The 26,676-nt window shown below is 69.5% G+C and carries 25 protein-coding genes and 1 pseudogene; 11 read left to right on the top strand and 15 right to left on the bottom strand.

The features are described 5' to 3' along the window. The first annotated feature begins 15 nt into the window (after positions 1-15). Together parE and JCR33_RS12435 are read left to right on the top strand one after the other, a co-directional pair. Positions 16-2,076 carry a DNA topoisomerase IV subunit B gene (parE, locus tag JCR33_RS12440; RefSeq protein WP_198882405.1) on the top strand — a complete coding sequence of 687 codons (2,061 nt, stop codon included), beginning with the start codon at positions 16-18 and terminating at the stop codon, positions 2,074-2,076. 120 nt (positions 2,077-2,196) lie between these two features. Continuing rightward, complete coding sequence (locus JCR33_RS12435) at positions 2,197-3,798, top strand: APC family permease (RefSeq protein WP_232372537.1); 1,602 nt, start codon at positions 2,197-2,199, stop codon at positions 3,796-3,798. Positions 3,799-3,834: 36 nt separating this feature from the next. On the opposite strand, the gene JCR33_RS12430 is transcribed toward JCR33_RS12435, so the two are convergent. After that, complete coding sequence (locus tag JCR33_RS12430; RefSeq protein WP_198882404.1) at positions 3,835-4,848, bottom strand: methyltransferase; 1,014 nt, start codon at positions 4,846-4,848, stop codon at positions 3,835-3,837. Between the two features lie 140 nt (positions 4,849-4,988). On the opposite strand from JCR33_RS12430, the gene JCR33_RS12425 reads away from it, so the two are divergent. Then, entirely contained in the window at positions 4,989-5,603 is a 615-nt protein-coding gene (locus JCR33_RS12425; protein WP_198882403.1) for a glutathione S-transferase family protein, read from the top strand. A 61-nt stretch (positions 5,604-5,664) separates the two neighbouring features. Then, positions 5,665-6,354: a ceramidase domain-containing protein gene (locus JCR33_RS12420; RefSeq protein ID WP_332461174.1), complete on the top strand. Its 690-nt coding sequence runs from the start codon at positions 5,665-5,667 to the stop codon at positions 6,352-6,354. Here the strand turns inward: JCR33_RS12420 and tpiA are convergent. After that, the gene (tpiA, locus tag JCR33_RS12415) at positions 6,318-7,058 is read right to left on the bottom strand and encodes a triose-phosphate isomerase (RefSeq protein ID WP_198882401.1); all 741 of its coding nucleotides are present in this window, start codon (positions 7,056-7,058) and stop codon (positions 6,318-6,320) included. The genes JCR33_RS12420 and tpiA overlap by 37 nt on opposite strands. A 110-nt stretch (positions 7,059-7,168) precedes the next feature. Here tpiA and JCR33_RS12410 point away from each other — a divergent pair, with 110 nt between their 5' ends. The 6 genes and pseudogenes from JCR33_RS12410 to lexA all read left to right on the top strand — a co-directional run bounded on the left by JCR33_RS12410 (position 7,169) and on the right by lexA (position 13,422). Then, positions 7,169-9,055, top strand: a complete 1,887-nt coding sequence (locus JCR33_RS12410; RefSeq protein WP_198882400.1) for a peptidylprolyl isomerase — start codon at positions 7,169-7,171, stop codon at positions 9,053-9,055. Positions 9,056-9,083: 28 nt separating this feature from the next. After that, positions 9,084-10,106: an anthranilate phosphoribosyltransferase gene (trpD, locus tag JCR33_RS12405; RefSeq protein WP_198882399.1), complete on the top strand. Its 1,023-nt coding sequence runs from the start codon at positions 9,084-9,086 to the stop codon at positions 10,104-10,106. Beyond that, a pseudogene (gene trpC, locus JCR33_RS25635) lies at positions 10,106-10,903 on the top strand (indole-3-glycerol phosphate synthase TrpC); the annotation flags it as partial. The gene trpD and the pseudogene trpC, both read left to right, overlap by 1 nt. A gap of 36 nt (positions 10,904-10,939) precedes the next feature. Then, entirely contained in the window at positions 10,940-11,377 is a 438-nt protein-coding gene (moaC, locus tag JCR33_RS25630) for a cyclic pyranopterin monophosphate synthase MoaC (protein WP_232372549.1), read from the top strand. Further along, entirely contained in the window at positions 11,374-12,543 is a 1,170-nt protein-coding gene (locus JCR33_RS12395; RefSeq protein ID WP_198882397.1) for a molybdopterin molybdotransferase MoeA, read from the top strand. Before moaC ends, JCR33_RS12395 begins: the two co-directional genes overlap by 4 nt. 147 nt (positions 12,544-12,690) lie before the next feature. Further along, positions 12,691-13,422 (top strand): transcriptional repressor LexA, encoded by a 732-nt coding sequence (gene lexA / locus JCR33_RS12390; RefSeq protein ID WP_198882396.1) that lies wholly within the window; start codon positions 12,691-12,693, stop codon positions 13,420-13,422. Between the two features lie 101 nt (positions 13,423-13,523). Here the strand turns inward: lexA and JCR33_RS12385 are convergent, their stop codons facing one another. The 6 genes from JCR33_RS12385 to JCR33_RS12360 form a co-directional block, all read right to left on the bottom strand. After that, entirely contained in the window at positions 13,524-14,018 is a 495-nt protein-coding gene (locus tag JCR33_RS12385) for a MerR family transcriptional regulator (protein ID WP_198882395.1), read from the bottom strand. Between the two features lie 43 nt (positions 14,019-14,061). Next, positions 14,062-14,373, bottom strand: coding sequence for an integration host factor subunit alpha (locus JCR33_RS12380; protein ID WP_198882394.1), 312 nt, complete (start codon positions 14,371-14,373; stop codon positions 14,062-14,064). A gap of 152 nt (positions 14,374-14,525) precedes the next feature. Further along, the gene (locus JCR33_RS12375) at positions 14,526-15,500 is read right to left on the bottom strand and encodes a beta-ketoacyl-ACP synthase III (protein WP_232372548.1); all 975 of its coding nucleotides are present in this window, start codon (positions 15,498-15,500) and stop codon (positions 14,526-14,528) included. A 76-nt stretch (positions 15,501-15,576) separates the two neighbouring features. Further along, positions 15,577-16,626 (bottom strand): phosphate acyltransferase PlsX, encoded by a 1,050-nt coding sequence (plsX, locus tag JCR33_RS12370; protein ID WP_198882393.1) that lies wholly within the window; start codon positions 16,624-16,626, stop codon positions 15,577-15,579. Positions 16,627-16,717: 91 nt separating this feature from the next. After that, entirely contained in the window at positions 16,718-17,227 is a 510-nt protein-coding gene (locus JCR33_RS12365) for a YceD family protein (protein ID WP_198882392.1), read from the bottom strand. After that, positions 17,224-17,808 carry a ubiquinol-cytochrome C chaperone family protein gene (locus JCR33_RS12360; RefSeq protein WP_198882391.1) on the bottom strand — a complete coding sequence of 195 codons (585 nt, stop codon included), beginning with the start codon at positions 17,806-17,808 and terminating at the stop codon, positions 17,224-17,226. Before JCR33_RS12360 ends, JCR33_RS12365 begins: the two co-directional genes overlap by 4 nt. A gap of 52 nt (positions 17,809-17,860) precedes the next feature. On the opposite strand from JCR33_RS12360, the gene JCR33_RS12355 reads away from it, so the two are divergent. Further along, positions 17,861-18,286 carry an outer membrane protein assembly factor BamE gene (locus JCR33_RS12355; protein ID WP_198882390.1) on the top strand — a complete coding sequence of 142 codons (426 nt, stop codon included), beginning with the start codon at positions 17,861-17,863 and terminating at the stop codon, positions 18,284-18,286. Positions 18,287-18,435: 149 nt separating this feature from the next. Here the strand turns inward: JCR33_RS12355 and JCR33_RS12350 are convergent, their stop codons facing one another. From JCR33_RS12350 to JCR33_RS12320, 7 genes are all read right to left on the bottom strand, one after another. Continuing rightward, the gene (locus JCR33_RS12350; RefSeq protein WP_198882389.1) at positions 18,436-19,290 is read right to left on the bottom strand and encodes an ABC transporter permease; all 855 of its coding nucleotides are present in this window, start codon (positions 19,288-19,290) and stop codon (positions 18,436-18,438) included. Beyond that, positions 19,287-20,267: an ABC transporter permease gene (locus JCR33_RS12345; RefSeq protein WP_198882388.1), complete on the bottom strand. Its 981-nt coding sequence runs from the start codon at positions 20,265-20,267 to the stop codon at positions 19,287-19,289. Before JCR33_RS12345 ends, JCR33_RS12350 begins: the two co-directional genes overlap by 4 nt. 7 nt (positions 20,268-20,274) lie before the next feature. Continuing rightward, entirely contained in the window at positions 20,275-21,828 is a 1,554-nt protein-coding gene (locus tag JCR33_RS12340) for an ABC transporter substrate-binding protein (RefSeq protein ID WP_198882387.1), read from the bottom strand. Between the two features lie 31 nt (positions 21,829-21,859). After that, a complete protein-coding gene (locus tag JCR33_RS12335) occupies positions 21,860-22,627 on the bottom strand; it encodes a DUF1028 domain-containing protein (protein ID WP_198882386.1) in 768 nt (255 codons plus the stop codon). Positions 22,628-22,643: 16 nt separating this feature from the next. Then, a complete protein-coding gene (locus tag JCR33_RS12330) occupies positions 22,644-23,624 on the bottom strand; it encodes an ABC transporter ATP-binding protein (RefSeq protein WP_198882385.1) in 981 nt (326 codons plus the stop codon). Beyond that, the gene (locus JCR33_RS12325; protein ID WP_211110256.1) at positions 23,617-24,609 is read right to left on the bottom strand and encodes an ABC transporter ATP-binding protein; all 993 of its coding nucleotides are present in this window, start codon (positions 24,607-24,609) and stop codon (positions 23,617-23,619) included. Before JCR33_RS12325 ends, JCR33_RS12330 begins: the two co-directional genes overlap by 8 nt. A gap of 62 nt (positions 24,610-24,671) precedes the next feature. Beyond that, entirely contained in the window at positions 24,672-26,273 is a 1,602-nt protein-coding gene (locus tag JCR33_RS12320; RefSeq protein ID WP_198882384.1) for a GMC family oxidoreductase, read from the bottom strand. Positions 26,274-26,676 lie beyond the last annotated feature (403 nt).

Genomic DNA, 26,676 nt, shown 5'->3' with positions numbered 1-26,676 from the left:
AGCACGAGGGCGAGAATGGCCGACAAGGACCTTTTCAGCGACGACAGCCGCGAGCCGGCGGCCCCCCGCGCGCAGACGTCGCGCACGCGCACCCCGTCGAAGGAGAGCCGCGCCAACGCACGCGCGCCCATTGCCGGCGACGGCGGCGAGGCCGGCTACACCGCCGCCGACATCGAGGTGCTGGAAGGGCTCGAGCCGGTCCGCCGGCGTCCGGGCATGTATATCGGCGGCACGGACCAGCGGGCCCTCCACCACCTCTTCGCCGAGGTGCTCGACAATGCGATGGACGAGGCCGTCGCTGGCCACGCGAGCTTCATCGAGGTGCGCGTCGAGCCCGGCCGCATCAGCGTGACCGACAACGGCCGCGGCATTCCGGTGGAGCCGCACCCCCGCTTTCCCGACAAGTCGGCGCTCGAAGTCATCATGACGACGCTCCACGCCGGCGGAAAGTTCGATTCCAAGGCCTACGAGGCGTCCGGCGGCCTCCACGGCGTCGGCGTGTCGGTGGTGAACGCGCTGTCGGAGGAGCTCGTGGTCGAGGTCGCCCGCGGCAAGAAGCTCTACCGCCAGACCTTTTCGCGCGGCCATCCCGACGGGCCGCTTCAGGAGGTCGGCGCCGCCCCCAACCGGCGTGGCACCACGGTGTCGTTCCGTCCCGATCCGCTGATCTTCAAGGACTGCCGCTTCGACCCCAAGCGGCTGTTCGGCCAGACGCGCGCCAAGGCCTACCTCTTCGCGAGCGCCGAATTGCGCTGGCGCTGCGACCCCTCGCTGCTCGAAGGCGACGGTGCGCCGCCCGCGGAGGCGAACTTCCACTTCCCCGGCGGCCTCGCCGACTTCCTGTCCGCCGAGCTCGCCGGTCGGCCGACGGTGGTCGATGCGATCTTCGCCGGGCGCGCCGGCGAGGCCGGGCGCAAGGGCTCGGTCGAATGGGCCGTCGGCTTCGTGCCGGTCGACGAGTTCACCCGCTCCTACTGCAACACCATCCCGACGCCCGAGGGCGGCACGCACGTCACCGGGCTGCGCAACGCCCTCCTCAAGGCGCTGAAGACCCATGGCGAGCGCGTCGGCAACAAGAAGATCGCCCAGGTGACGGGCGACGACGTGGTCGCCGCCACCGCCGCCGTCCTCTCCGTGTTCGTGCGCGAGCCGGAGTTCGTGGGTCAGACGAAGGACAAGCTGTCCTCCAGCATCGCCACGCGTCAGGTTGAGAACGCGGTGCGCGAGAGCTTCGAGGAGTGGCTCGCCCTCGACCGCGCCCGCGGCACCGAAGTGCTCGACGCGGTGGTCGCGAAGTCCGACGAGCGGCTGCGGCGGCGCGCCGAGAAGGACGTCGCCCGCCGCTCCGCCACGCGCAAGACGCGCCTTCCCGGCAAGCTCGCCGACTGCACCCAGTCGAAGGCCGACGACACCGAGATCTTCATCGTGGAGGGCGACTCGGCCGGCGGATCGGCCAAGCAGGCCCGCGCCCGCGCCACCCAGGCGGTGCTTCCCCTGCGCGGCAAGATCCTCAACGTCGCCAACGCCGGGCGGGAGAAGGTGAGCGCCAACCAGCAGCTCTCCGACCTCGTGCTCGCCCTCGGCTGCGGCATGCGCAAGGATTTCGACCTCACGAAGCTGCGCTACGAGCGCGTCATCATCATGACCGACGCGGACGTCGACGGAGCCCACATCGCCTCGCTCCTCATCACCTTCTTCTACCGCGAGATGCCGGGGCTGATCGACGCCGGCCACCTCTTCCTCGCCGTGCCGCCGCTCTACAAGCTGACGCAGGGGGCGAAGACGCTCTATGCCCGCGACGACGCCCACCGCGAGGCGCTGCTCGCCAGCGAGTTCAACCGCGACAAGAAGATGGAGATCGGCCGCTTCAAGGGCCTCGGCGAGATGATGCCGGGTCAGCTCAAGGAGACCACCATGGACCCGAAGACGCGCACGCTGCTGCGTGTCGTCATCGCCAGCGAGCCGGACGCGACCCGCTCCACCATCGATCGCCTCATGGGCAACAAGCCCGAGGCCCGCTTCGCCTTCATCCAGGAGAACGCCGCGTTCGCCGAGGCCGACGCGCTGGACATCTGATCCCGGCCCGCCGCGGCGGTTGCAGGGCTCGAAGATTGCCGAGAGAATGCGGCGAGTGGTCGGTCGTCTCGGCCGGATCGGCGGCACGTTCGTGCCGCGAACTGGGCGTGGAGGTCGACCATGGCGATGCAGCGTGAGATCGGCCTCGTGGGCCTCACCTTCGTCGCCGTCGGCGGCGTTCTGGGCTCCGGCTGGCTGTTCGCGCCGCTGCTGGCGAGCCAGCTCGCGGGCCCCGCGGCGGTGCTCGCCTGGGGCATCGGCGCGGTGGCGATGCTGCTTCTCGCCCTCGCCTTCGCCGAGATCACCGCGCTCTTTCCCGTCGCCGGCGGCATCGCCCGCATCCCCCAGTTCAGCCACGGGCGGCTGCTCGCGATGGTCCTCGGCTGGAGCGCGTGGGCAGGCTACTGCACCACCGCCCCGATCGAGGTCGAAGCGGCGCTGCGCTACGCCTCGGCCTATCTGCCGGGCCTCCATCAGGGTGAGGGCGACGGGCTCACCGTGCTCGGCTACGCCGCCGCCGCGGCGCTTCTCCTCGTCTTCACCCTCGTCAACGCCTTCGGCGTCGCCTGGTTCGCCAAGATCAACACCACCCTCACCTGGCTCAAGCTGGTGATCCCGATGATCTTCCTGGTGGCGATCGTCGCCGCCCGCTTCGAGCCGCAGAACTTCGTCGCGCACGAGGGCTTCGCACCCTACGGCATGTCCGGGATCTTCGCCGCCGTCGCCTCGGGGGGCGTGGTGTTCGCCTTCATCGGCTTCCGCCACGCGATCGACATGGCGGGAGAAACGCGCGATCCGCAGCGCACCATCCCGCTCGCGCTGATCCTCGCCGTCGTCATCTGCCTCGTCGTCTACGGCGGCATCCAGATCGCCTTCATCGGCGCGCTCGACCCGGCGCAGCTCGAGGCGGGCTGGGCGGCGGTGGAATCGGCCCACACGCTGGGACCGCTTGGTGCCCTCGCCACCGCCGTCGGCCTCCTGTGGCTCGTCAGCCTGCTCAATGCCGCCGCGGTGATCTCGCCCATCGGCGGCGCCCTCGTCGCCGTCGGCTCCAACGGCCGCCTCGCCATGGCGATCGCCAACAACGGCGTCTTTCCCGGCATCATCGCGAGGCTCAACGCCTACGGCGTGCCGCTCTGGGCGCTGCTCCTCAACTACGTGGTGGCGCTGGTCCTGCTCGTGAGCATTCCGTTCGCCGAGATCGTGGCGCTCAACGGGGCGGCGATCGTCCTCTCCTTCGTGGCGGGGCCGGTGGTGGTGGTGTCGCTGCGCGCGCTCGACCCCGCCGCCGAGCGCTCCTTCCGCCTCCCCGCCGCGCCGATCCTCGGCGCGCTGGGCTTCGCCGTCGCCACCTTGATGATCTACTGGTCGGGCTGGGACACCATCTGGCGGTTACTCCTGCTCCTCGTCGTCGGCCTCGCCCTCTTCGGGCTGCGCCTTGCGATCGGCGGACGCGAAGACCTCTCCCCGCGCGGCGCGCTGTGGCTCGCGCCCTACCTCGTCGGGCTGACGGTGATGTCGCTGATGGGGGGCTACGGCGGCGGCTACGGCATTGTGCCCCATCCGTTCGACAGCGTGATCGTCGCCGTCCTCTCCCTCGCCGTCTTCGTGATGGCGGTGCGCGATCGGCTGCCGCGGGAGGACTACGAGCGCTTCATCGCCGAGGAAAAGGTGCTCGAAGCCGAAGAGTACGGCACGGCGGAGGTGCCGCAGGCCGGCTGAGTGCGGGCGCCGCCACAGGGCGGCGCCCGCCGAGCGTCACGCGGGCTTCGTCGCCTGCGCCAGCATCGTCATCTCCGGGATCATCGTGTCCACCGAGACGTTCTCGAAGCCGGCCCGCTCCAGCGCGTCGGCGAGCCAGGCCGTGTCGAGCGAGCGCGCCTCCGGCGTGAAGGCGGTGTGCTGGAGCTGCCAGAGGGCGGCGAGCTTGGGGCCGGTGCGGTCCGCATCCACGATGAAGTCGTGGATGAGGTAGCGGCCGCCGGGCGCGAGGTGGTCGAAGGCACGGGCGATCAGCGGCTCGTGGGCGTCACCCGGAATGCCGGAGAAGAGGTAGGACATCAACAGAACGTCCTGGTTCTTCGGCCAGATGTCCTCCCGCCCGTCGCCTTCCACATACTTGATGCGGTCCGAAAGGCCCGCCTTGCCCACATACTCGCGGCCGATGGCGGCGACGTTGGGGAACTCCACGATGGTCGCCGTGAGGTTCGGGAAGGCCTTGCACAAGGTGATGGCGAAGGCGCCGGTGCCGCCGCCGACGTCGAGCATCGTCTTCGCCTTCGAGAGGTCGAGCCCCTTGACGAGCTGGCGCGCCGGGCCGAGCGAGCCCGCGTGCTGGCTCTCCGAATAGAGACGGGCTTCCTTGGGATCGGAGAACCAGTCGGCGTAGGAGGCGGTCGCCTCTTCCGGCAGGTCGTTGGTGAGGGCGCCCTCGATCTGATCGAGCAGGCCGTACATCTGGCGACCCACCTGGAGGCGCAGATAGTCGCCGAAGTCGTACTTCGCGCCCTTCACCAGAAAGGCGTCGGAGGCCGGCGCATTGACCCACTTGCCGTCTTCGGAGGCGACGAGGCCGAGGCCCGCGAGCGCCGTCAGCAGCGTGAGCATCCGATCCTCGTGAACGCCAGCGGCTTCGGCCACCTCGGCCGCGGTCTGCGGCCCCTTGGAGAGGTGGCTGAACACCTCGAGCTGAAGTGCGGCGAAGAGGGCCTTGGACCCCATGAAGCCGAAAGCGATTTCGGAAATTTCGTCTGCCTTGGTCGCAAGCGCCACCGTGTGCTCCTTGTCCTGTTGAGATAGCCTATGATTTAGCAGCCCGTGCCAGATATGGAACCGATGCGGCACAATGAATCTCGCCGACCGGTGCTCGACGCATTAGATTCGCGCCATTGTGACGCCGAAGGAGCCGCGCGATGGGCGATCTGATCCTCTACACGAATCCCCTCTCGCGCGGGCGCACCGCCCGCTGGATGCTTGAGGAAATCGGCGCCGACTATTCGACCGTCGTGCTCGACTATGACACGACGATGAAGGCACCGGAATATTTGGCGGTGAACCCGATGGGCAAGGTGCCGGCCCTGCGCCATCACGACACGGTGGTGACGGAGTTGGCCGCGATCTGCGCCTACCTCGCCGACGCCTTTCCCGACGCCGGCCTCGCGCCGCCTCCGGGCGAGCGGGGCGCCTATTATCGCTGGCTGTTCTTCGCGGCCGGGCCGCTGGAGGCCGCCGTCACCGCCCGCGCCCTCCATCAGGAGCAGCCGGACAAGGAGCGGATGCTCGGCTACGGCACGGTCGACCGGACGCTCGATGTGGTGGAACGGGCGCTGTCCGACGGGCCCTATCTCGCCGGCGACCACTTCACCGCCGCCGACCTCTATCTCGGCGCCCAGATCACCTTCGGGATCTTGATGAAGATCGTGGAGCCCCGCCCCGCCTTCACCGAGATGATCGCGCGGATGACGGCGCGCCCGGCCTATGTGCGGGCGCGGTCGATCGACGATAGCCTCGCCGGGCGGACCGACTGAGCCACAGAGACCACCCTTCGGACCGTCCCGGCCGGCTCGGGGACCGCTCGCGGAGGACGCCGTGGACTGGAACGCCGCCATCGACAACTACTGCGAGCGGCTGGGCCCCGAGTTCTGGGCCGAGCCGCTCAACGCCGTCACCAACGCCGCCTTCGTGGTGGCGGCCCTCGTGGCGCTGCGTGTGGCTCTGCGGCGCAGATCGCTCGACTGGCCGCTCGCCGTGCTCGTCGCGATCACCCTCGCCGTCGGTGTGGGCTCCTTCCTGTTCCACACCGTGGCGACGCGGTGGGCGGCGTTCGCCGACATCGTGCCGATCCAGCTCTTCATCCTCACCTATTTCGCACTCGCGATGCGGCGCTTCGTGGGGATCGCCTGGTGGGCCGCCGGCGCGGCGACGGTGGGGTTCATCGTCTTCTCGGTCGCCGGCGGCGCCCTCCTCGACCGGGCGGGCGTCTCGCTCAACGGCTCGGAAGGCTATTTGCCGCCGCTCGCCGCCCTCCTCCTGGTCGGCGTCGCCCTCGTCCTTTCGGGGCGACGCGGACCGGGTGGCGCGCTGATCGTCGCCGCGGCGATCTTCGCCGTCTCGCTCACCTTCCGCACCGTCGACATGGCGGTATGCGCAGCGCTCCCCATCGGCACCCACTTCCTGTGGCACACGCTGAACGGGTTGCTGCTCGGCTATCTGCTGATCGCGATGGTGCGGTTCGGAAGGCCTCAGGCGGCGGGCGCCGCGAGGGCGATGCCGAGATAGTCGTCGGCCTTGAGGCTGGCGCCGCCCACGAGGGCCCCGTCGACATTCTCCACCGCGAGGATCTCGGCGGCATTGGAGGGTTTTACCGACCCGCCATAGAGGATTTGCACGGGCGTCTCCGGGAAGCGGGCCGTGAGCGTCGCGCGGATGAAGGCGTGCATCGCCGCGATGTCGTCGAGCGAGGGGGTGCGGCCGGTGCCGATCGCCCAGACCGGCTCGTAAGCGACCACGAGTCGCGCCGGGTCGAGCCCTTCGGGCAGCGAGCCCGCGAGCTGGCGGCCCACCACCGCCTCCGCCTCGCCGGCGTCACGCTCGGCCTCGGTCTCGCCGACGCACACGATGGCGGTGAGGCCCGCCCGCTGCGCCGCGAGCGCCTTCTTGCCGACCATCTCGTCGGTCTCGCCGTGGTCGGTGCGGCGCTCGGAGTGGCCGACGATCACCGCCGTCGCCCCGCAGGCGGCCAGCATTTCGGCGGAGATGTCGCCGGTGTGCGCCCCTTTCGGCTCGGCGTGGCAGTCCTGGCCGCCGATCCCGATCTTCGACACCGTCGCCCGGTCGACGAACTTCGCGATCAAGATGGCCGGGGGGCAGACGATCAGGTCCACCCCACGAGCCGTCGCCTCCGGCGCCCTGGCGATCATGCGGCCGAATTCGTCCATCGAGGACGGGTCGCCATTCATTTTCCAGTTGCCAGCGATTAGCATCCCGTGCCCTTTCCCTTGCGTGCCTTGCGGGCACTCTTTGCCCTTCTTATCATCGCCGTGCCTGCGGAACAGCGGGTTCGCCGAACAACCACAGCAAAGCCCAGTTCATTATGCTCAACGCACTCCGGCGCGGATCGAAAGGGATCTTCGCGAAGATCCTCATCATCATCCTCGTCCTCTCCTTCGCCGTGTGGGGCATTTCCGGCTTCGTCAACCAGGTCAACCCGACCGAGGTCGCCCGCGTCGGCAGCACGCCGGTGAGCGCGCAGGACTTCGCCCGCGTCTATCAGGCGCAGGCGAACCGGCTATCGCAGCAGCTCGGCAGCCCGATCACCCCGAGCCAGGCGCAGGCGATCGGCCTACCGCAGCAGGTGCTGAACAGCCTCGTCTCCGAAGCGCTGCAGGTCGACGCGGCCCACGCCCTCGGCGTCGACCTCGGCGACGACACGCTCGCGAGCCGCATCCGCGAGAACAGGGCCTTCGCCGGCCCCGACGGCAATTTCAGCCGCGCCCGCTTCAACCGCCTGATGGCCGAGAACGGCTACAACGAGGCCGACTTCATCGAGCTGCAGCGCGACGCCGCGGCGCAGGAGATGTGGGTGAACGGCGTCGTCGGCGGCGTCACCGCGCCGACGCCCTACCTCGAGGCGTTCAACCGCTACGCCAACCAGACCCGCCGGGTGACCTGGTTCACCGTCGACGACTCGATGATCGACGCGATCCCCGACCCCGACGAGGACACGCTGAAAGCGTTCTACGACGAGCATCAGGCCGAGTTTCGCTCGCCGGAGCGGCGCAGCTTCTCCACCGTCACGCTGAGCCCGGAGGCCCTTGCCAAGCCCGCCGAGGTGAGCGCCGACGCCGTGCGCCGCGCCTACGAGGCGTCGGGCGCCTACGGCACCGGAGAGCGCCGCCATGTCCAGCAGATCGTGCTCAGCGACAAGGCGCTCGCCGAGAAGGCCGCCGCCGCACTCAACGATGGCGTCGCCTTCGCCGCGATCCTCTCCGAGCTCGACCGCAAGTTCGCCGACGTCGATCTCGGCCTCGTGGAGCGCTCCGCCCTCGTCGACCCCGCCGTCGCCGACGCCGCCTTCTCGCTCGACGTGAAGGGTGCGGCCGCCGTCGACGGACGCTTCGGCCCGGTGCTCGTGCGCGTCAGCGAGATCGTGCCGGCGCAAAAGCGCCCGTTCGAGGAGGTGGAGGGCGAGATTCGCCAGGAGCTCGCCCTTGAGGAGGCACACGATCAGATGCGCACCCTCGTCGCGAACGTCGAGGACGCCGTCGCGGGCGGCGCCAGCGTCGCCGAGATCGGCGACCGGTTCGACCTGCCCGTCGCGACGATCTCCTATGTCAGCCGCCAGGGCTTCGGCGAGGACGGCGCCCCCGTCGACATCCCGGCCAAGGAGACCGTCCTCACCGAGGCCTTCAGCGATGCGCCGGGCGACGACGCGAGCCCGGTGGAGGACGGCGACGCCACCATCTGGGTACAGGTCGACAGCGTGAAGGAGGCCGCCGATCAGCCCTTCGAGAAGGTCGAGGGCGACGTCCGCTTCGCCTGGACCGAGGCGGAGAAGGCCAAGCGCATCGAGGCGGTGGCCGAAGAGGCGGAGAAGAAGGTGCGCGAGGGCGCGAGCGTCGAAGAGGTCGCCGCCGAATATGGCGCCGAGGCGCAGGTGAGCGAACCCTTCTCGCAGGGTAAGCCGCCCGAAGGGCTGCCGCAGCCGGCCTCGGCCGCCGCGTTCGAGGGTCCGCTCGGCCACGTCGACCTCGTGATGACGGGGGACTTTGCCCAGGTGGTCCTCAAGGTGACCGAGGTGAACGAGCCCGCCTTCTTCGAGGGGGCCGCCGATCTCCAGCAGATCCGCCGTGCCCTCGACGACGGGATGGGCACCGCCCTCCTCCTCGGCTTCCTCAACGGCTGGCAGCAGGAGGTCGGCGCGACGCAGAACCCGACGGTCATCAACAGCATCGTCGGCCTCGACCGGGCGGGATCCTGACGATGACGACGATGCGGAAGGTCGCGTGATGGCGAGCCTGAAATCCCTCATCGCCAAGGCGGCGGCCGGTGATCGTCTGAGCCGCGACGAGGCGTCCGAGGCGTTCGAGGTGCTGATGTCGGGCGAGGCCACCCCCGCCCAGATCGGCGGGCTGTTGATGGCGATGCGCGTGCGCGGCGAGACGGTCGACGAGATCGCCGGCGCCGTGGAGGTGATGCGCTCCAAGATGACGCGGGTGACGGCCCCCGCCGACGCCATCGACATCGTCGGCACCGGCGGCGATGCCTCGGGCACCTACAACGTCTCGACCTGCGCCGCCTTCATCGTGGCGGCCGCCGGCGTGCCCGTCGCCAAGCACGGCAACCGCGCCCTGTCCTCGAAGTCCGGCGCGGCCGACGTGCTGGTGGCGCTCGGCGTGCGCATCGACCTGTCGCCGATCGGCATCGCGGCCTGCATCGAGAAGGCCGGCATCGGCTTCATGTTCGCCCCCGCCCACCATGCGGCGATGAAGCACGTGGGGCCGGCGCGGGTGGAGCTCGGCACGCGCACGGTGTTCAACCTCCTCGGCCCCCTCTCCAATCCGGCCGGTGTCGACCGCCAGCTCGTCGGCGTCTTCGCGCGCGAGTGGGTGGAGCCGATCGCGGAGGTGCTGGCGACGCTCGACACGAGCCGCGCCTGGGTGGTCCACGGCGCCGGCGGGCTCGACGAGATGAGCACCGTCGGCCCCACCGACGTGACCGCGGTGGAGAACGGCACGGTGCGGTCCTTCACCGTCGACCCGGCCGACGTGGGGCTTGCCACCGTGCCGCTCGACGCGCTCGTCGGCGGCGACGGGGCCCACAACGCGGCGGCCCTGCGTGCCGTCCTCGCCGGCAAGCCCGGACCCTATCGCGACATCGCCTGCCTCAACGCCGCCGGCGCCCTCGTCGTCGCGGAGAAGGTGGAGGGGCTTGCCGAAGGCGTCGTGCTCGCCCAAAAGCTTCTCGACGAAGGGGCGGCCGAGCGTCGCCTCGACGCCCTCGTCGCCGTCTCCCAGGCTGTTGCTCCCTGATGGACTCACCGCCCGACATTCTCGCCCGCATCGAGGCCTACAAGCGCGATGAGATCGCCGACGCGCGCCTCGTCGAGGACGCCGCCCTCTGGCGCGTTCGCGCCGACGCCGCGCCGCCGCCGCGCGATTTCGTCGGCGCGCTGCGGGCGGCGGCCGCGGCAGGGCGGCCGGGCCTCATCGCCGAGATCAAGAAGGCGAGCCCGTCGAAGGGCCTCATCCGCGCCGACTTCGACCCGCCCGCGCTCGCGCGCGCCTACGCCGCGGGGGGCGCGAGCTGCCTTTCGGTGCTCACCGACGGTCCCTCCTTCCAGGGCGCGCCGGAGTACCTGAGGGCGGCGCGCGAGGCCTGCACGCTGCCGGTGCTGCGCAAGGACTTCATGTACGTCCCCGAGCAGGTCTGGCAGGCGCGCGTGTGGGGGGCGGACTGCATCCTCGTCATCATGACCGCGGTCGACGATCGCCTCGCCCGTGCGCTGGTGGAGGCCGCCGGCGCCGTCGGCATGGCCGCCCTCCTGGAGGTCCACGACGAGCGCGATCTCGAGCGCGCCCTCGCCCTTCCCTCCCCCCTCATCGGCGTCAACAATCGCGACCTCAGGACGTTCGAGACCGACATCGCCGTCACCGAGCGCCTCGCCCCCCTGGTGCCGCCCGATCGCCTCCTCATCGCCGAGTCCGGCATCGCCACCAACGCCGAGGTGGTGCGCCTGCAGCGCTCCGGCTGCGCCGCCTTCCTCGTCGGCGAGAGCCTGATGCGCCAGGACGACGTCGCCGCCGCGACCCGCGCCCTCCTCGGCGGCGGCCTCACCCATCTCGACGCGGCAGGTGCGGCGCGCATGGTCGACGTCGGTGAGAAGGCGGTCAGCCAGCGCGTGGCGGTGGCCGAGGGATGCGTGAGAATGGCGCCCGCCACCCTCACCGCCATCGAGGCCGGCAACGTGAAGAAGGGCGACGTGCTCGCCGTCTCGCGCATTGCGGGAATCATGGCGTCGAAGAAGACTGCGGACATCATTCCGCTCTGCCATCCGCTGCCGCTCGATTCGGTGTCGGTGGATCTCGTCGCCGACGCGGATCTGCCCGGCTACCGCGTCACCGCCCGCGCCACGACCACCGGCAAGACCGGCGTCGAGATGGAAGCGCTCACCGCTGTGTCCGCCGCCTGCCTCACCCTCTACGACATGGCGAAGGCGATCGATCGGGGGATGGAGATCGGTCCGATCCGGCTCCTGGAAAAGTCGGGCGGCCGCTCCGGCGAATGGCGCGCCGCACGATGATCAGCGTGGACGAGGCCCGCGAGCGGCTGTTCGCCGCCGCCGCGACGCTGCCGACCGAGACGGTCGCACTCGCCGACGCCGCGGGCCGCACGCTCGCCGCCCCGCTGCCCGCGCTGCGCACCCAACCCCCTTTCGCCGCCTCGGCGATGGACGGCTATGCCCTGCGCGCCGCCGACCTCGCCGACGGACCGCTCCGGGTCGTCGGCGAATCCGTCGCCGGACGCCGCCACGACGGCGCGCTCGGCAAGGGCGAAGCGGTGCGCATCTTCACCGGCGCCCCGGTGCCCGACGGCGCCGACACCGTGTTGATCCAGGAGGACGCGCAGCGCGACGGCGACCTCCTCACCGCCACCGACACCGTCGAGGTCGGCGCCCACATTCGCCCGATGGGACTCGATTTTCAGGCGGGGGGCACGCTGCTGCCGGCCGGAACCCGGCTCGCGCCGCGCCATCTCGCCCTCGCCGGGGCGGGCGGCCACGCCCGGCTCGAGGTGGTCCGCCGTCCCCGCGTCGCCTTCCTCGCGACGGGCGACGAGCTCGTCTCGCCCGGCGAGCCGACTGGGCCCGACCAGATCGTCGCCTCCGTCACCCCTACCCTGTCGGCGATGGTCGCGGCGGCGGGCGCCGAAGCCATCGACCTCGGCATCGCGCCAGACATTCGGTCCGAGATCGTCGCCCGCGCCCGGGCCGGCCTCAGCACCGCCGACATTCTCGTGACCCTCGGCGGCGCGTCGGTGGGGGACCACGACCTCGTCCGCCCCGCCCTCGCCGATCTCGGCATTGCCATCGACTTCTGGCGCGTCGCGATCCGCCCGGGCAAGCCCTTGATGTTCGCCTCCGACCCGCTGGTGCTCGGCCTGCCCGGCAATCCGGTCTCCAGCGTGGTGTGCGCCCTCCTCTTTCTGGTGCCGCTGGTGGAGGCGCTGCAGGGGGTCGCCTCGCCGGGGCCGCAGCCGCTCGCCGGCATCCTCGGCGCCGACGTGCCGCAGAACGGACCCCGCCGCGACCATATGCGCGCGCAGGTAGTGGACGGGCGGATCAACCCCTTCGAGGTGCAGGATTCCTCGATGCTCTCGATTCTGTCCCGGGCCGAAGTTCTTCTGGTGCGTCCGCCTGGTGCACCGCCGGCTGAAGCAGGGAGCCCCTGCGAATATCTGCCTCTCTAGGCGTTCGCGGCCACGCGAGTATGCGGCCGCCTCCAGCCAGGGGTTGTAGAACACACGACGAACGTGTATAGGTGTTCAGCGAATCGAGGGAAACGATTCGCAAACCTGCAACGCGCTGACCGCGCCATAACGGGACCGTCGCGAGCCATGCTCACCAAGAAGCAGTATGATCTTCTGATGTTCATTCACGAGCGGATGAGCAGCACCGGCGTGCCACCCTCGTTCGAAGAGATGAAGGACGCGCTCGATCTCAAGTCGAAGTCGGGCATTCACCGCCTCATCACGGCGCTGGAGGAGCGCGGGTTCATCCGCCGCCTGCCCAACCGGGCCCGCGCGCTGGAAGTGCTGCGCCTGCCGGACTCGGTGTCGGCCGATCCGCCCGTCCGCAGCCGCGGCTTCTCCCCATCGGTGATCGAGGGTCCGAGCCGGCCGATCGGCTTCGACGGGAGCCGCGAGTTCCGCCGCCCGCCCCTGCGCCCGGTCGCCGCCGCCCACGACGTGATCGACATTCCGGTGATGGGCCGCATCGCCGCCGGCGTCGCCATCGAGGCGATCCAGCACAAGACCCATGCGATCCACCTGCCGGCGGACATGCTGGGCCCCGGCGAACATTTCGCTCTCGAGGTGCAGGGCGATTCGATGATCGACGCGGGCATCCACGACGGTGACACGGTGGTCATCCGCCGCACCGACCAGGCGGACACGGGCGAGATCGTCGTGGCGCTGATCGACGAGGAGGAGGCTACGCTGAAGCGCCTGCGCAAGCGCGGCAACACCATCGCGCTGGAGGCGGCCAATCCGGACTACGAAACGCGCATCTTCGGTGCCGACCGCGTGCGTATCCAAGGCCGCCTGACGGCCCTCCTCCGCCACTACTAGAGCGCGCCAGACCAACTTCGCAGCCGCCGGGCGTCTCCGGCGCCCTCACGTCGCACCGTCGCGCCACAGCCCGCGCGTCGCTACCCTGCCGCCGCGTCGCCCTACCGCGCGGCCTCCAACAGCCGCACGCATTCCATCAGCTCCGACAGCACCGACGCCGCTTCGCGCGAGAGCGCCGGCGTACGGTGTCCCGTCCCGTTGACCGGCTGCAGCCCCTTGGGGCGGACCATCGCATCGGGCGGGATCGCGCGGCGCTCGCCGGCGCGCGGGGTGCTGCGCGCCGGTCCGAGCGCCCCGGCGAGACGGCGCCTCCCACGCTCCACGATCTTCTGCCGGCCGCCGGAGCGCATCAGCTCCACGACCTCGCGGAACGACAGACCCTCGCCGTAAAGAAGCTCGGAAAGACCCGCGAGGAGCACCGCATCCTTGGCGCGATAGACGCGCTCGCGCCCTTCCACCAGCGCCCGGATCTCAGGAACGCGCGCCTCCAGATAGGCGAGGATCGACACCGGCACGCCGAGGAGGGTCGCCAGACGGCCGGCGGTGATGATGGCGCGGCCCGAGCCCGTCTCCTCGCCTGCGCCAGCCTTCCCCATCGCGCCCTCCGGCTCTCCGCCGGCCATTTCCCGGCGCTGTCAGTCAGTCGGACGAGTTGGCCTTCATGAAGTTAATGTAGCGCTTAAGCACATCGCTGGGGCGGAACGTCACCACACGGCGCGATTCGATCGGCACCTCTTGCCCCGTCTTGGGGTTGCGGCCGATGCGCTCCTTCTTCTGCCGCACCTCGAACGCGCCGAAAGACGAGAGCCGCACGGGCTCCCCCCGCTCCAGCGCGCTGACGATTTCTTCGATGATCTGGTCGATCAAATCCGACGCTTCGGTCCGCGAAACCTTCACCTTGCGGCAGACCGCATTGGAAAGATCCGCTCGTGTAATGGTGCGACCCGCCATTTGCCCTGCCCAATGGCCCATTGCACTAGCCGATACCGGATCGGTGACCGCCTGAGGACCTGTTCTTATCTGACTATCACGCACTGAAAATCTATGCGGAGGTTAATCCACGGTCAATGCGCGTTTCGCAGCAGGCGGTTCCGCCCGCGGGCTCACCAGCGGATGAGCGCCGCCCCCCAGGTGAAGCCGCCCCCGAGCGCCTCCAGGAGAACCAGATCGCCGGGCCGAATGCGACCCGCCGACACCGCTTCGGCGAGCGCCAGCGGGATCGACGCGGCCGACGTGTTGCCATGATCCGACACGGTCAGGATGACCTTCTCGGGCGCGATGCCGAGCTTTCTGGCGCTGGCGTCGATGATCCGCTTGTTCGCCTGGTGGGGGACGAACCAGTCGATTTCCGCCGCGCTGATGCCGGCCTTGCCGAGCACCTCCTCCACCACGTCCACGGTGGCGGAGATCGCGAAGCGGAACACCTCCTGTCCCCGCATCCGCAGGTGCCCGACGGTGCCCGTGGAGGATGGGCCGCCGTCGACGTAGAGCTTTTCCTTGTGCGACCCGTCAGAGCGCAGGCTGGTCGCGATGATGCCGCGGGGGGTGGGACCTCCCCGGCCCGCGCCGTTCGCCTCGAGCACCACGGCGCCGGCCCCGTCGCCGAAGAGCACGCACGTGGTGCGGTCGCTCCAGTCGAGAATGCGCGAGAAGGTCTCCGCCCCGATCACCAGCGCCCGCGTCGCCGCCCCGGCGGCGATCAGCGCGTTGGCCGTGGTGAGGGCATAGACGAATCCGGAGCACACGGCGGCGACGTCGAACGCCGCGCCGCGGGTGATGCCGAGCCGCTCCTGCACGATCACCGCGGTGGACGGAAAGGTGTTGTCCGGCGTCGCTGTCGCGAGCACGATCAGGTCGATGTCGTCCGGCGCGAGGCTTGCGGCCGACAGCGCCTCGCGCGCCGCCCGCTCGGCGAGGTGGGAGGTGAACTCCCCCTCGGCCGCGATGTGGCGCTGGCGGATGCCGGTGCGCGACACGATCCACTCGTCGGACGTGTCGACCATCTCGGCCAGCTCGTGGTTGGTCAGCGTACGCTCGGGAAGCGCCCCGCCGACGCCGACGACCGTCGCGGCCGGCAGCCGGTTCGATCGGCTTACCGCGCCGCTGTCGTCTTTCGCCACGCCGTCGCGCGCCGCACTCATGGCGTCGTGAGGATCAACCCGCGTCTGCAAACTCTTGACTCTCCTTGAGGGCGGCAACATCCGTCGCGATGCGGCGCTGCAACTCGTTGCGGACCATGTCGTGGGCAAGCTCCACCGCGCTCGCGAAGCCTTCCGCATCGGTCCCACCGTGGCTTTTGATGACGAGGCCGTTGAGGCCCAGAAACACGGCGCCGTTGATCTTGCGCGGGTCCATCTTGTCGCGCAATCGGGTGAAGGCCGACTTGGCGAGCAAATATCCGAGGCGCGCCCGCAGTGTCCGCCCGATGGACATGCGCAAATATTCAGCAAGCTGGCGGGCGGTGCCCTCCGCCGTCTTCAGCGCGATGTTGCCGGAAAAGCCTTCCGTCACGATCACGTCGGCGCTGCCGCGGCCGATGTCGTCACCCTCGACGAAGCCTTCATAGCGCATGTCGGGGAAATTGCGGGCGCGCAGGATCTGGCCCGCCTCGCGCACCTCCTCGAGCCCCTTCACCTCCTCCTCGCCGATGTTGAGGAGCGCGACGCGGGGCGTCTCGATGCCGAACACGGCGCGCGACATCGCCGCGCCGAGGATCGCATGGGTCACGAGATTGTTGGTGTCGACCCCGATCGAGGCGCCGACGTCGAGCACGATGGATTCACCGCGGATGGTGGGCCAGATCGCCGCGAGCGCCGGCCGCGCCACCCCGTCCATGGAGCGCAGGCAGAACTTCGCCATCGCCATCAGCGCGCCGGTGTTGCCAGCCGACACCATCGCCGAGGCGCCACCGCTGCGCACCTGATCGAGCGCCTGCCACATGGAGCTCGACCGGCGCCCCATCCGCAGCGCCTGGCTGGGCTTGGCGTCCATCGGGATCGAGACCTCGCTGTGATGCAGCGTGCACACCTTGGCGAGCTCGGGGAGCGAGGCGAGCTCGCGCTCCATCGCCGCCTTGTCGCCGAAGAGATCGAACGCGAGGTCCGGGCAGCGCACCAGCGCCACCTGCAACCCAGGCACAACCATCGACGGCCCTTCGTCGCCGCCCATGGCATCAATCGCCAACCGGATCGTGTCGCGCGTCATCGTTGCTCGGTCTTTGCCCGGGTCCCTTGGCGGCGCCCGAAAGGGGCGCAGCGGCGCGGACCATAGTCGAACTTGTTCGCAATCAAAACCGTCAGCTCGCGCCCTTCTTGAGGGCCGCGAGTGCCGCGAAGGGCGACGGCTCCTCTTCTTCCGCCTCCGCCTCCTCCTCGAACGCGGCGCCCGGCACACGTGGATAGGGATCGAGGCCGAGGACGAAGTGCTCGAGCGCGATCGCCCCCACATCCACGACGTCGCTTTCGAGCGCCTCCGGCGGGTCGGCGGCCTCCGGATCCACCTCCACCTGCGTCGCCTCACCGGCGTCGGGGTGGAGGCGCACGTCGATCTCCTCCTCCACCACGCCCTCGACGGGCTCCAGCGTCACGACGCAGGCCTGCGACACAGTCCCGCGGACCGTCCCCCTCACCCGCACCCCCTCGCTGCGCCACGGGCTCACCGACAGATCGGCGGTGAGGCTCGTCAGCGACAGAAGGTCGAGCGCCTCGGCAAGGGCCGCTCGCTCGGCTTCGCTCGCCTCGATGGCGACGTGCTCCTCCTTGGTCAGGCGGCGGATGCTGATCGGCCGCGCGAGGCGGGCGATCATCGGCCCACCTCCGCGAAGGCGGCTTCGGAGGCGTCCGCCGGGGTGCGTGGGGCGAAGTCGTCCGGGTCGGGGAGCGGAGCCGCCGGGCCGTCGATTGCCGCCGGCGCGGCGGCGGTCAGCGCCACATAGTAGTCGGCAAGGGCGAGGCATTCGCGGCTGCCGGCCCGCCCGCTCTCGTCCCCGAAGACATTCCGGGCGATCGCCGCCGCGAGCCCGGCGCGATCCCCGCGCCTGGCTGCGGCGCGGTAGGCGTCGAAGCGCCCGTAGAAGGCGGAGCCGATCTTTTTCATGGTTTTCGGTACGGACATATCCCCGATTCCGATGGTCCTGAGATTGTCTTCCATATCTGCCACGAACGCGTCGAACAGGGCCTGGCCATGGTCGGTCAGCGCGCCGTTGCCGTCTCTTAACCGATCGATAAGGGCACAGACGTGAAAAACCACCATCTCGAAACGGCCTTCGACCGTGTCGGCAACACCGAACTTTTGATAGAAGGTTGGTTGCCTCGCCTGTGCGACGGCCGCTTGGTAGTGCCGCGTCACGGCCGGGTCAGTTGGTTTTCTGAAGAAGAAGCGAAGCATGGCACCCAATCCCTCACGCTTCAAACATAGGTTGGCAAGGCTCCGTTGCGAGATGACGCGCGTGGCCATCGTCGGCCTGGTGGCAGTTGCGGTGGCCGGTTGCAACACCGGCGAGTCGTTCACGCGTGGACAGAAGATCACGCCCGACCAGCTCGAGCAGGTCCCGATCGGGTCCTCGCGCGAGCAGGTTCTCCTCGCGCTCGGCACGCCGACGAGCACCGGCCTCGCGGACGGTGAAGCCTTCTACTACATCTCGCAGACGAGTGCGCGCACCGTGGCCTTCCAGCGCCCGTCGGTCCGCGATCGCCGCATCCTCGCCGTCTACCTCGACGACGACAACAAGGTGCGCGACATCGCCGAGTACGGGCTGAAGGACGGCAAGGTGTTCGACTACCTGTCGCGCAAGACGCGCACGTCGGGCGCCGACCTCGCCTTCGTCTCCCAGCTCCTCGGCGGCCTGATGAACCCGACGCTCTGACGGGTCCCTCCCACGCCCCGGATCGACCCCGCCGCGCCTAGCGGCGGGGTTTTCCACAGCGCATCCACAGATGCGGCGGGGTGCGACGCCGTTGCGCGGCCGCGCGCGCCGGCGCCTTCGGCCCCTCCTCCGGCCCTGGGTCGCAGGGACTAGGAGCGCCCCGCCGAGTTCGTCGGGTCGGCCACATCGCGCAGGACGTCTCCGAGGAGGTTGAAGGCGAGGACGGCGAGGAAGATCGCGACCCCCGGGAAGGTCGCGATCCACCAGGCGCTCGCGAGATAGCGACGGCCGAAGGCGATGTCCCAGCCCCACGACAGCGTCGACCCCGTCACGCCGAAGAAGCTGAGGCCGCTCTCCAGGATGATGAAGTAGCCCACCTGCATGCTCGCCGTGACCATCAGCGGGGCGAGGAGGTTGGGCAGAACGTGGCGCCAGATGATCGAGGCCGCCCGCCCGCCCGAGGCCCGCGCGGCGAGGACATATTGCTCCTCGCGGATGCGCAGCGCGTTGCCGCGCACGATGCGGGCGTGCCAGATCCACCCCGTCCCGCCCATGACGAGGATGATGTTGAGCGTCGACGGCCCCATGATGGCGACGACGAGCAGCGCCATCAGGATCAACGGGATCGACAGCAGGACGTCGACGAGGCGCATGATGACGGTGTCCCACAGCCCGCCGAGAAAGCCGGCGACGAGGCCGAGGGTGGCGCCGATCAGGACGCTGATCGCGACCCCGGCCACCGCCGTCCCGAGCGACACGCGGGCACCGATGATGATGCGGCTGAAGACGTCGCGGCCGTGGGTGTCGGTGCCGAGCACATAGGTCCACGAGCCGCCAGCCAGGAAGGCCGGTGGCTTGTTGCGCTGGGCGAGCGAGAAGTGCTCCGGATCGTGCGGCGTGATAGAGGGGCCGAAGAGGATCGCGACCGCCACCAGGGCGATGACGAGGACGGCCAGCTGGCCGAGCGGGTTCGCCTTCAGTTCGGCGAGGATTTTCTTGATCATCGCAATCGAATCCTCGGGTCCAGCCACAGGTAGAGAAGGTCGACGAGGAGGTTCACGAACACGAAGATGAACGAGACGAGCAGAACGCCGCCCTGAATGACGGGAAAGTCGCGGCGCATGATGGAATCGATCATCAGCCGCCCGAGGCCCGGCCAGGCGAAGATCGATTCCGTCACCACCGCACCGCCGAGGAGCGCGCCGACCTCCAAGCCGATGAAGGTCACCACCGAGATCATCGAGTTTGGCAGGACGTGGCGGGTGATCACCCCGGTCGGGGACATGCCCTTGGCGCGCGCGACCTTCACGTAGGGCTTGTTGAGATTTTCGAGGATGTCGGTGCGCGTGAGGCGGGTGACGAGCGCCATCAGGAACGTGCCGAGCGTGAATGCCGGCAGGATGATGTGGCTCGCCCAGGCCTGCAGCGCCGCGACGTCGCCGGCCGCGAGACCGGCGAGAACGTCGCCCGGCCCCGGTCCCCGGCCCATCGAGGGAAGCCAGTGAAGGTTCACCGCGAACAGGAGGATGAGCATCACGCCGAGCCAGAAGTTCGGCGTCGATATCCCGAAGAGGGCGACGAAGTTGGCGGCGAAGTCCACGAAGGTCCGCCGAAAGAGGGCGGAGACGACGCCGAGGACGATCGCGAACGGCAGGCAGAGCAGCGCCGCGACGATGGTGAGCTCGATGGTGCTGGGCAGCCGGTCCATCAGAAGGTCGAAGACCGGCTGCCCGACGAACCAGGAGACGCCGAGATCACCCCGCAGGAGGTCGCCGAGATAGTTGAGATAGCGCTCGTGGAGCGGCAGGTTGAGCCCCAGAGCCTGCCGCACCATCTCGAACTTCTCTTCGGTGGCGTTTTCCCCGACGAGGTTCACCGCCGGATCGCCCGGGGCGAGATTGAGGATCGCGAACACGAGGGTCGCCGCCCCCCAGACGACGATGATGGCATGCGCCAGCCGCCGGGCGATGTAGAGGAGCATCGCCGACCTAGGCGATCTTCTTCAGGTAGTAGAGCGGGATCATCTCGTCGGGCCTCCCCTCCCAGTCGGTGTCGGTGGTCACGCCGTAGGTGTTGGGTTGGAGGTAGAGGAAGATCCACGGCGCCTCCTCGTGGATGATCCGGCACGCCTCCTGATAGACCTTGATGCGCTCGGCCTGATCGGCGGTGGCGCGTCCGGCCTGCACGAGCGCGCCGATCTCCGGCATGTGGTTGCACGACCACGAACCCTCGTCGAACAGGACCTGGATGTAGCTGTCGGCGTCGAAGGTGGAGTTGCCGCCCCACGACTGCACGTAGATCGGCCCGGCCGTGCGGTCGTTGATGTGGGCGGCCATGGTGCCGGCGTCGCTCACGACGAGGTTGACCTTGATGCCGACCTCCTTGAGGAAGTTGGCGATCGCCTGCGTCACCTCCATGCCGGCGATGAGCCAACCCGGATGCACCTCGATGGTCGTCTCGAAGCCGTCGGGGAAGCCGGCTTCGGCGAGAAGCGCCTTCGCCTTGTCCGGATCGTAGGCGTAGGGCTCGATGGCCGGATCGTAGCCGGGCACCGTGGAGGGCAGCGCCGACGCCATCAGCTCGCCGGTCGAGCGCAGGTAGACTTCGTTGATGATCGCCGCGTCGACCGCGTAGTTCGCGGCCTGGCGCACGAGCTTGTTGTCGAACGGCGGCATGTCGAAGTTGAAGCCGGCGAACACCACGCGGTTGCCGATCGTCGCCGACACCCGCGTGCCGGGGTTCGCGTCGATGCGGTCGAAGTCCTCCATGACGGGCCGCCCGGTGATGTTGAAGTCGCCGGCGAGGAGCGAGGCGACGCGCGTGGCATCCTCCTGGACGATGGTGGCGGTCACCCGCTTGATGACCGGCTTCTCGCCCCAATAATCCTCGTTGCGCTCGACGCGCACGACGTCGTCCGGCCGGAACTCGACGAGCTTGAAGGGACCCGACCCGACGGGATTGAGCGCCAGATAGGAGAGATCGTGCTCGGAATAGTATTTCGGTGGCATGATGGAGAAGGTCGGCAGATAGGCCGGCATCATCGGAAACGGATTGGCGCAGACGAACTCGAACGTCGTGTCGTCGATGATCTCGCAGTCGAGAACGTCGGCGAAGGTCGTCTGGAAGGGCGAGCCCACCTTGTCGGACTTCCGCCGTTCCAGCGAGAACTTCACGGCGGCGGCATCGAGCGGCTCGCCGTTGTGGAACATTACGCCCTCGTGGATCTTGAAGCGCCAGCGGTTGTCGCCGACGTAGGAATATTCCGTCGCGAGGTAGGGCTTCAGCTCGTTCGTGTCCTTGTCGCGGAAGAGCAAGGGGTCGAAGATCCAGTTCTGGCAGACGATGCACGTGCGGATCGAGTTCTGCTCCGGATCGAGGTTCGGCACGCCACTCCAGATGCCGATCTTGAACTCGTCGAATTCGCCCCCTTCCTGGGCGAGTACGCTGGCGGGACCGAGCCCCGTCGCGGCAAGGCTCGAGGCGGCGGCACCGTAGCGAAGAACATCGCGGCGCGTGGTGAGGAAGTTCAGCTTCTGGCGCATGGTCGTGTCTCCTGACGAGCGGGTGGTGGGTCTATCGATCGGGCCTCTCGGGAACCGGTGCGGGCCGCAGCGTGCCGAGGCTCGGCGTCCGTCCGGCATCGCGGTTGGTCTGCCGTTCGTCGCGCGCGGCGGCGACGCTCTGGGGATCGAACACGCCGCTCGTCCCGGCAAAGCCCGGCAGCAGGCGTGCGATCGGGACGAAATCGCCGTGGTGGACGGCGAGGAGGCGGGCGAGCTCGACGATCGGCTCGGCATGGTCGTCGACCCGGATGTCGACGTCGGGCGCGCCGGGAACGCCGCGCACCACGAGCGCCGCAGACTGGCGCCCGCGCACGTCGCCGCCGGCGATCTCGCCCGCGCTCAGCGCGGCGACAAGCCGCTCGGCGAAGGGCGCCGGCGACGCCCAATATGCCGCAAGGGTTGCCTGGACGACGCCGCTCCCCGCCAGCGTGTTGCCGGCGACGGAGACGCTCGCCGCCTCGGCGCGGCCCGCCCAAGCGGGACAGCGCGCGCCGGTATGGCCGGCGCTGCCGGTCGCGCCCACGAGGTGAAGCTGGCGCACGTCGCGCCCCTCGTCGCCCTCGAGCAGCGCCGCGACGGTGTCGACGGCGGAACGGCCCGCGGCGAGGCTGTCGAGCGCCGCCTGGCCGAGCGCGGCGTTGACGAGCGCCTGGGTCGCGACGGCCCCGACCCCGGCGCGCACATGGGGGACCAGCGCACCGACGGCGAAGAAGCAGCTGGTGACGGCGACGCCGTAGGCGCCCGTCGCGTCGTCGCGTGCCACGATCGACCAGGTCATCGCTCCCTCGCCCCGCTCATGCGAAATGACAGCTCGCTCTGTGGCCACCGCCGAGGTCGCGCAGCACGGGCTTTTCCTCCCGGCACCGGGTCTCGACGCGAGGACAGCGGGTCTGGAACGGACAGCCGGGCGGCGGATTGACGGGGCTCGGCAATTCACCCGAGAGGACGATGCGCCGCTTCTGGTCGGCGTCGTCGATCTCCGGCACCGCCGACATCAACGCCTCTGTATAGGGGTGGCGCGGATGGTCGCTCACCTCCTCGGAGGCGCCGATCTCCATGATCTGTCCCAGATACATCACCGCGATGCGGTCGGCGATGTAGCGGACCACCGACAGATCATGGCTGATGAAGATGTAGGTGAGCCCGAACTCTTCCTTCAGCTCCAGCATCAGGTTGAGGATCTGCGCCTGGACCGACACGTCGAGCGCCGACACCGCCTCGTCGGCGACGATGAGGGCCGGGTTCAGCGCCAGCGCGCGGGCGATCGAGATGCGCTGGCGCTGGCCGCCGGAGAACTCGTGCGGGTGGCGCGTCGCATGGCCGGTCGACAGCCCGACGCGGGCGAGCAGCTCACGCACCCTCTCGCGCCGCTCCGCCCGGGTGCCGATGGCGAAGTTGTGCAGCGGTTCGGCGACGATCGCCTCGATGCGCATCCGCGGATCGAGCGAGGAATAGGGGTTCTGCAGCACCAGCTGCATGTTGCGGCGCAGCTCGCGGATCTCGCGCGCCGGGAGGCCGACGATGTTGCGGCCCTGGAAGATCACGCTGCCGTCGACGTCCGGCAGGAGCTGGAGAAGGGCGAGCCCGGCGGTCGACTTGCCGCAACCGGATTCGCCGACGATTCCGATCGTCTCGCCGCGCTTGGCCGAGAAGCTGATGCCGTCGACCGCCCGCAACACCCGCGCCGGACGACGCGCCACGATGTCGCTCGCACTGCGCCGGAGCGGAAAGTGCTTGGTCAGCCCGTCGACGGTGAGAAGGTCCGGCTCAGCCATGGAGGTGGCAACGAACCGTGTGGCCGGGCGCCACCGCGCTCACGTGCGGCGACACCGTGCGGCAGACGTCCATGACCTTGGGGCAGCGCGTGTTGAAGCGGCAGCCCTGCGGCACCACCCCCGGCTCCGGCACGCTGCCGAAGATCGGCCGAAGCGTGCCGCGCGCGGTCGAGCGGCGCGGCGTCGATGCGATCAGCCCGAACGTATAGGGGTGGGCGGGGTTCTTGAAGAGCTCCGCCGAGGGAGCAACCTCGACGATCTCGCCGGCATACATCACCGCGGCCCGATCGGCCGTCTCCGCGACGGTGCCGAGATCGTGGGTGATGAGGAGTACGCTCATCCCGCTCTCGTCGCGCAGGCTCCTCACGAGCTCGAGGATCTGCGCCTGGATCGTCACGTCGAGCGCCGTCGTCGGCTCGTCGGCGATGAGGAGGGTCGGCCGGCACACGAGTGCCATCGCGATCATCACGCGCTGCTGCAGGCCGCCGGAGAGCTGGTGCGGGTAGGCGTCGATGCGCGACGACGCCTCGGGGATGTTCACCGTTTCGAGCGACTTCAGCACCATCGCGCGGACCTTCGCCTTGGTGCAACGCCCCTGCCCGATCCGTCGCCAATGGAGGCGGACCGCCTCGCCGATCTGATCGCCGATCCGGCGCACCGGGTTCAGCGAGGCCATCGGGTCCTGCCAGATCATCGCGACCTCGCCGCCGCGCAGTGCGCGGATCGCCCGTTCGTCGAGCCCCACGATGTCGCGGCCGTCGAGCATGATGGCGCCGTCTTCGATCGCGCCGGGCGGATCGATCAGCCGCAGCACCGCCGTCGCCGTCAGCGACTTCCCGCTCCCGGACTCGCCGACCAGGCCGAGGATCTCGCGCGGCTCCACCGCGAGAGAGATGCGGTTCACGACCGCGAGACGGCCGGACGGTCCCGGGAACGAGATGGTGAGGTCGCGGATCGAGAGGCCAGCGTTCGAAGGTGTGCTCAAATGGATCGCTCACGGTTCGCTGAGGGGACAGGACGCGCCGGACCTGCGACGTTCACCGCCGCTCAGACCACCTCCGCCGCCGTGTGCGCCCGCTCGTGCGCCATGCGCCGGGCAAGCCATTCACCGATCATCACGCAGGTCATGTGGGTGTTGGAACGGCAGTCGGCGGGCATGATCGCCGCATCCGCCACGCGCAGCCCGGCGATGCCCTTGACCCGCAGGTCGGGGTCGACGACGCCGCCACTCTCGCCGTAGCCGGTCATCCGACAGGTTCCCGCCGCATGCTGTATGTCGGCCGCCTGCTCCAACATCACGGCGTCGAGCTCGGCCTCCGGCAGGCTCGCCCCCTCCTCCATCGAGAGGCCCGTGGCGCCGAGGGTGATGCGCTCGGCGATCGAGCGCAGCGCCGGCTGGGCGGCGAGCTCGGCAAGGCGCGCCACCGCGTCGCGCATGCGCAGCAAATCGCGCGGATCGGAAAGCATGTTCTCGTCCGTCTCCGGATCGACGTCGGGGTCGGCGGACGCGAGCGTGACGGAGCCGCGGGAGAAGGCGTTGTAGAGGCCGGCCGCCACCGCCCCATGAGGGTTCGGGACGTCGCCGGTCGCAAGGTCGCGATGATTGAAGCCGATGAGGATCATGTCGCGCACCCCGCCGCCGCCGAGACCCGAGGTGTAGGTCACGCAGGAGTTGGTGTGGCGCTGGTCGGGATCGGTGCAGGCGAACTCGGGCTTCAGATGGATCGTGGCGCGGACCACCGGGTGATCCATGAAGTGGGCGCCGACGTCGGGCATGTCGCGCACCACCTCGATGCCGAACGACTTGAGCTGCGCCGCGGGCCCGAGACCGGAGCGCATCATGATCGCCGGCGAGTGGATCGCCCCGGCGCACAGAACCACCTCGCCCCCGCCGATCGTCAACCGCTCGCCGCCGGCCCGCACGATGACGCCCGTGGCGCGACCGTCCTCGATGGCGAGGCGCTCGACGAGCGCGTCGCCGCGGATCGTGAGGTTCGCCCGCCCGCGCGCCGGCTCCAGATAGCCGTCGTTGGTGGTGACCCGCTCAAGACCGCGGGAGTTGATCGGATAGCAGGCGACGCCCTCACCGGTCGGGGCATTGGTGTCCGGGTTCCACGGATAGCCGCAGGCAAGCGCGGCGTCGCGGAGGCCGATGTCGACCGGCCCCCAGGTCTCCTGCGGCGCCCGGTAGATCGGGACCGGCCCGCCCTGCCCATGATAGGGGGCGTCGGCCATCTCGGGATCGTCTTCCATCTTGGCGAAGAGGGGCAGCACGTCCTTCGCGGACCAGCCCTCGCATCCGGCGGCGGCCCACCCGTCGAACGCGGCGGCGACGCCCCACACCGCGATCTGCGCGTTGACGAGGGAGCAGCCCCCGAGGGCGCGGCCGCGCCAGTAGAAGCGCGGCTCCTGCGCGCGGGTGCGGCGCGTGAGGAGGCGCGGCCACTGCCACTCGGCCTGGTGAGCCGGGTCATGCATGAACCCCATGATGTTGGCCGAGCGCGCCGCATACGGTGCCTCCGCCGAGCGCCAGTCCCGCCCTGCCTCCAGGAGGAGAACACGGCGGGTCGGATCCTCCGACAGCCGCGCGGCGAGCGCGGCCCCCGCAGATCCGGCCCCGACGACGATCACATCATAGTTCTCGGTCATAGATTCTTGTGTCTCGCGGTCATCGGCCGTCGGCGGCCCCGATCGCTACCCGGCACGCGGCGGAGACGATCGCAGGCGGACGGTTCAAGAATGTGCGGCCTTTTGCAGCGTGCATTCCGCCGCATGCGCCGATCACGGGGGAAAGTGTGCGTTGGGGCCGGTCACCCGTCCATCAGATAGATTGGGACAATCATTGAGGTTTTTCGCACAGCGGCCGCATCGTCGGATCGAACCGCGCGTGCGACGGTGCCGCGCGAGGCCCCGCCGCGCTCACTGCGCAATCGTGTCACGCATGAATATCAGAGCATTAGGCCTGCGCTTTGCATAGGCGACCCTAGCCTATCCGTTGCGGAGAAACGGGCTTTCGTTTTTGGCGCTGCGAAAATGGGGGTGGCCGTGTACA

It is taken from the genome of Acuticoccus mangrovi (assembly GCF_016411865.1).
Classification (GTDB): Bacteria; Pseudomonadota; Alphaproteobacteria; order Rhizobiales; family Amorphaceae; genus Acuticoccus; species Acuticoccus mangrovi.
This window is presented reverse-complemented; position numbering and strand designations above follow the sequence as displayed.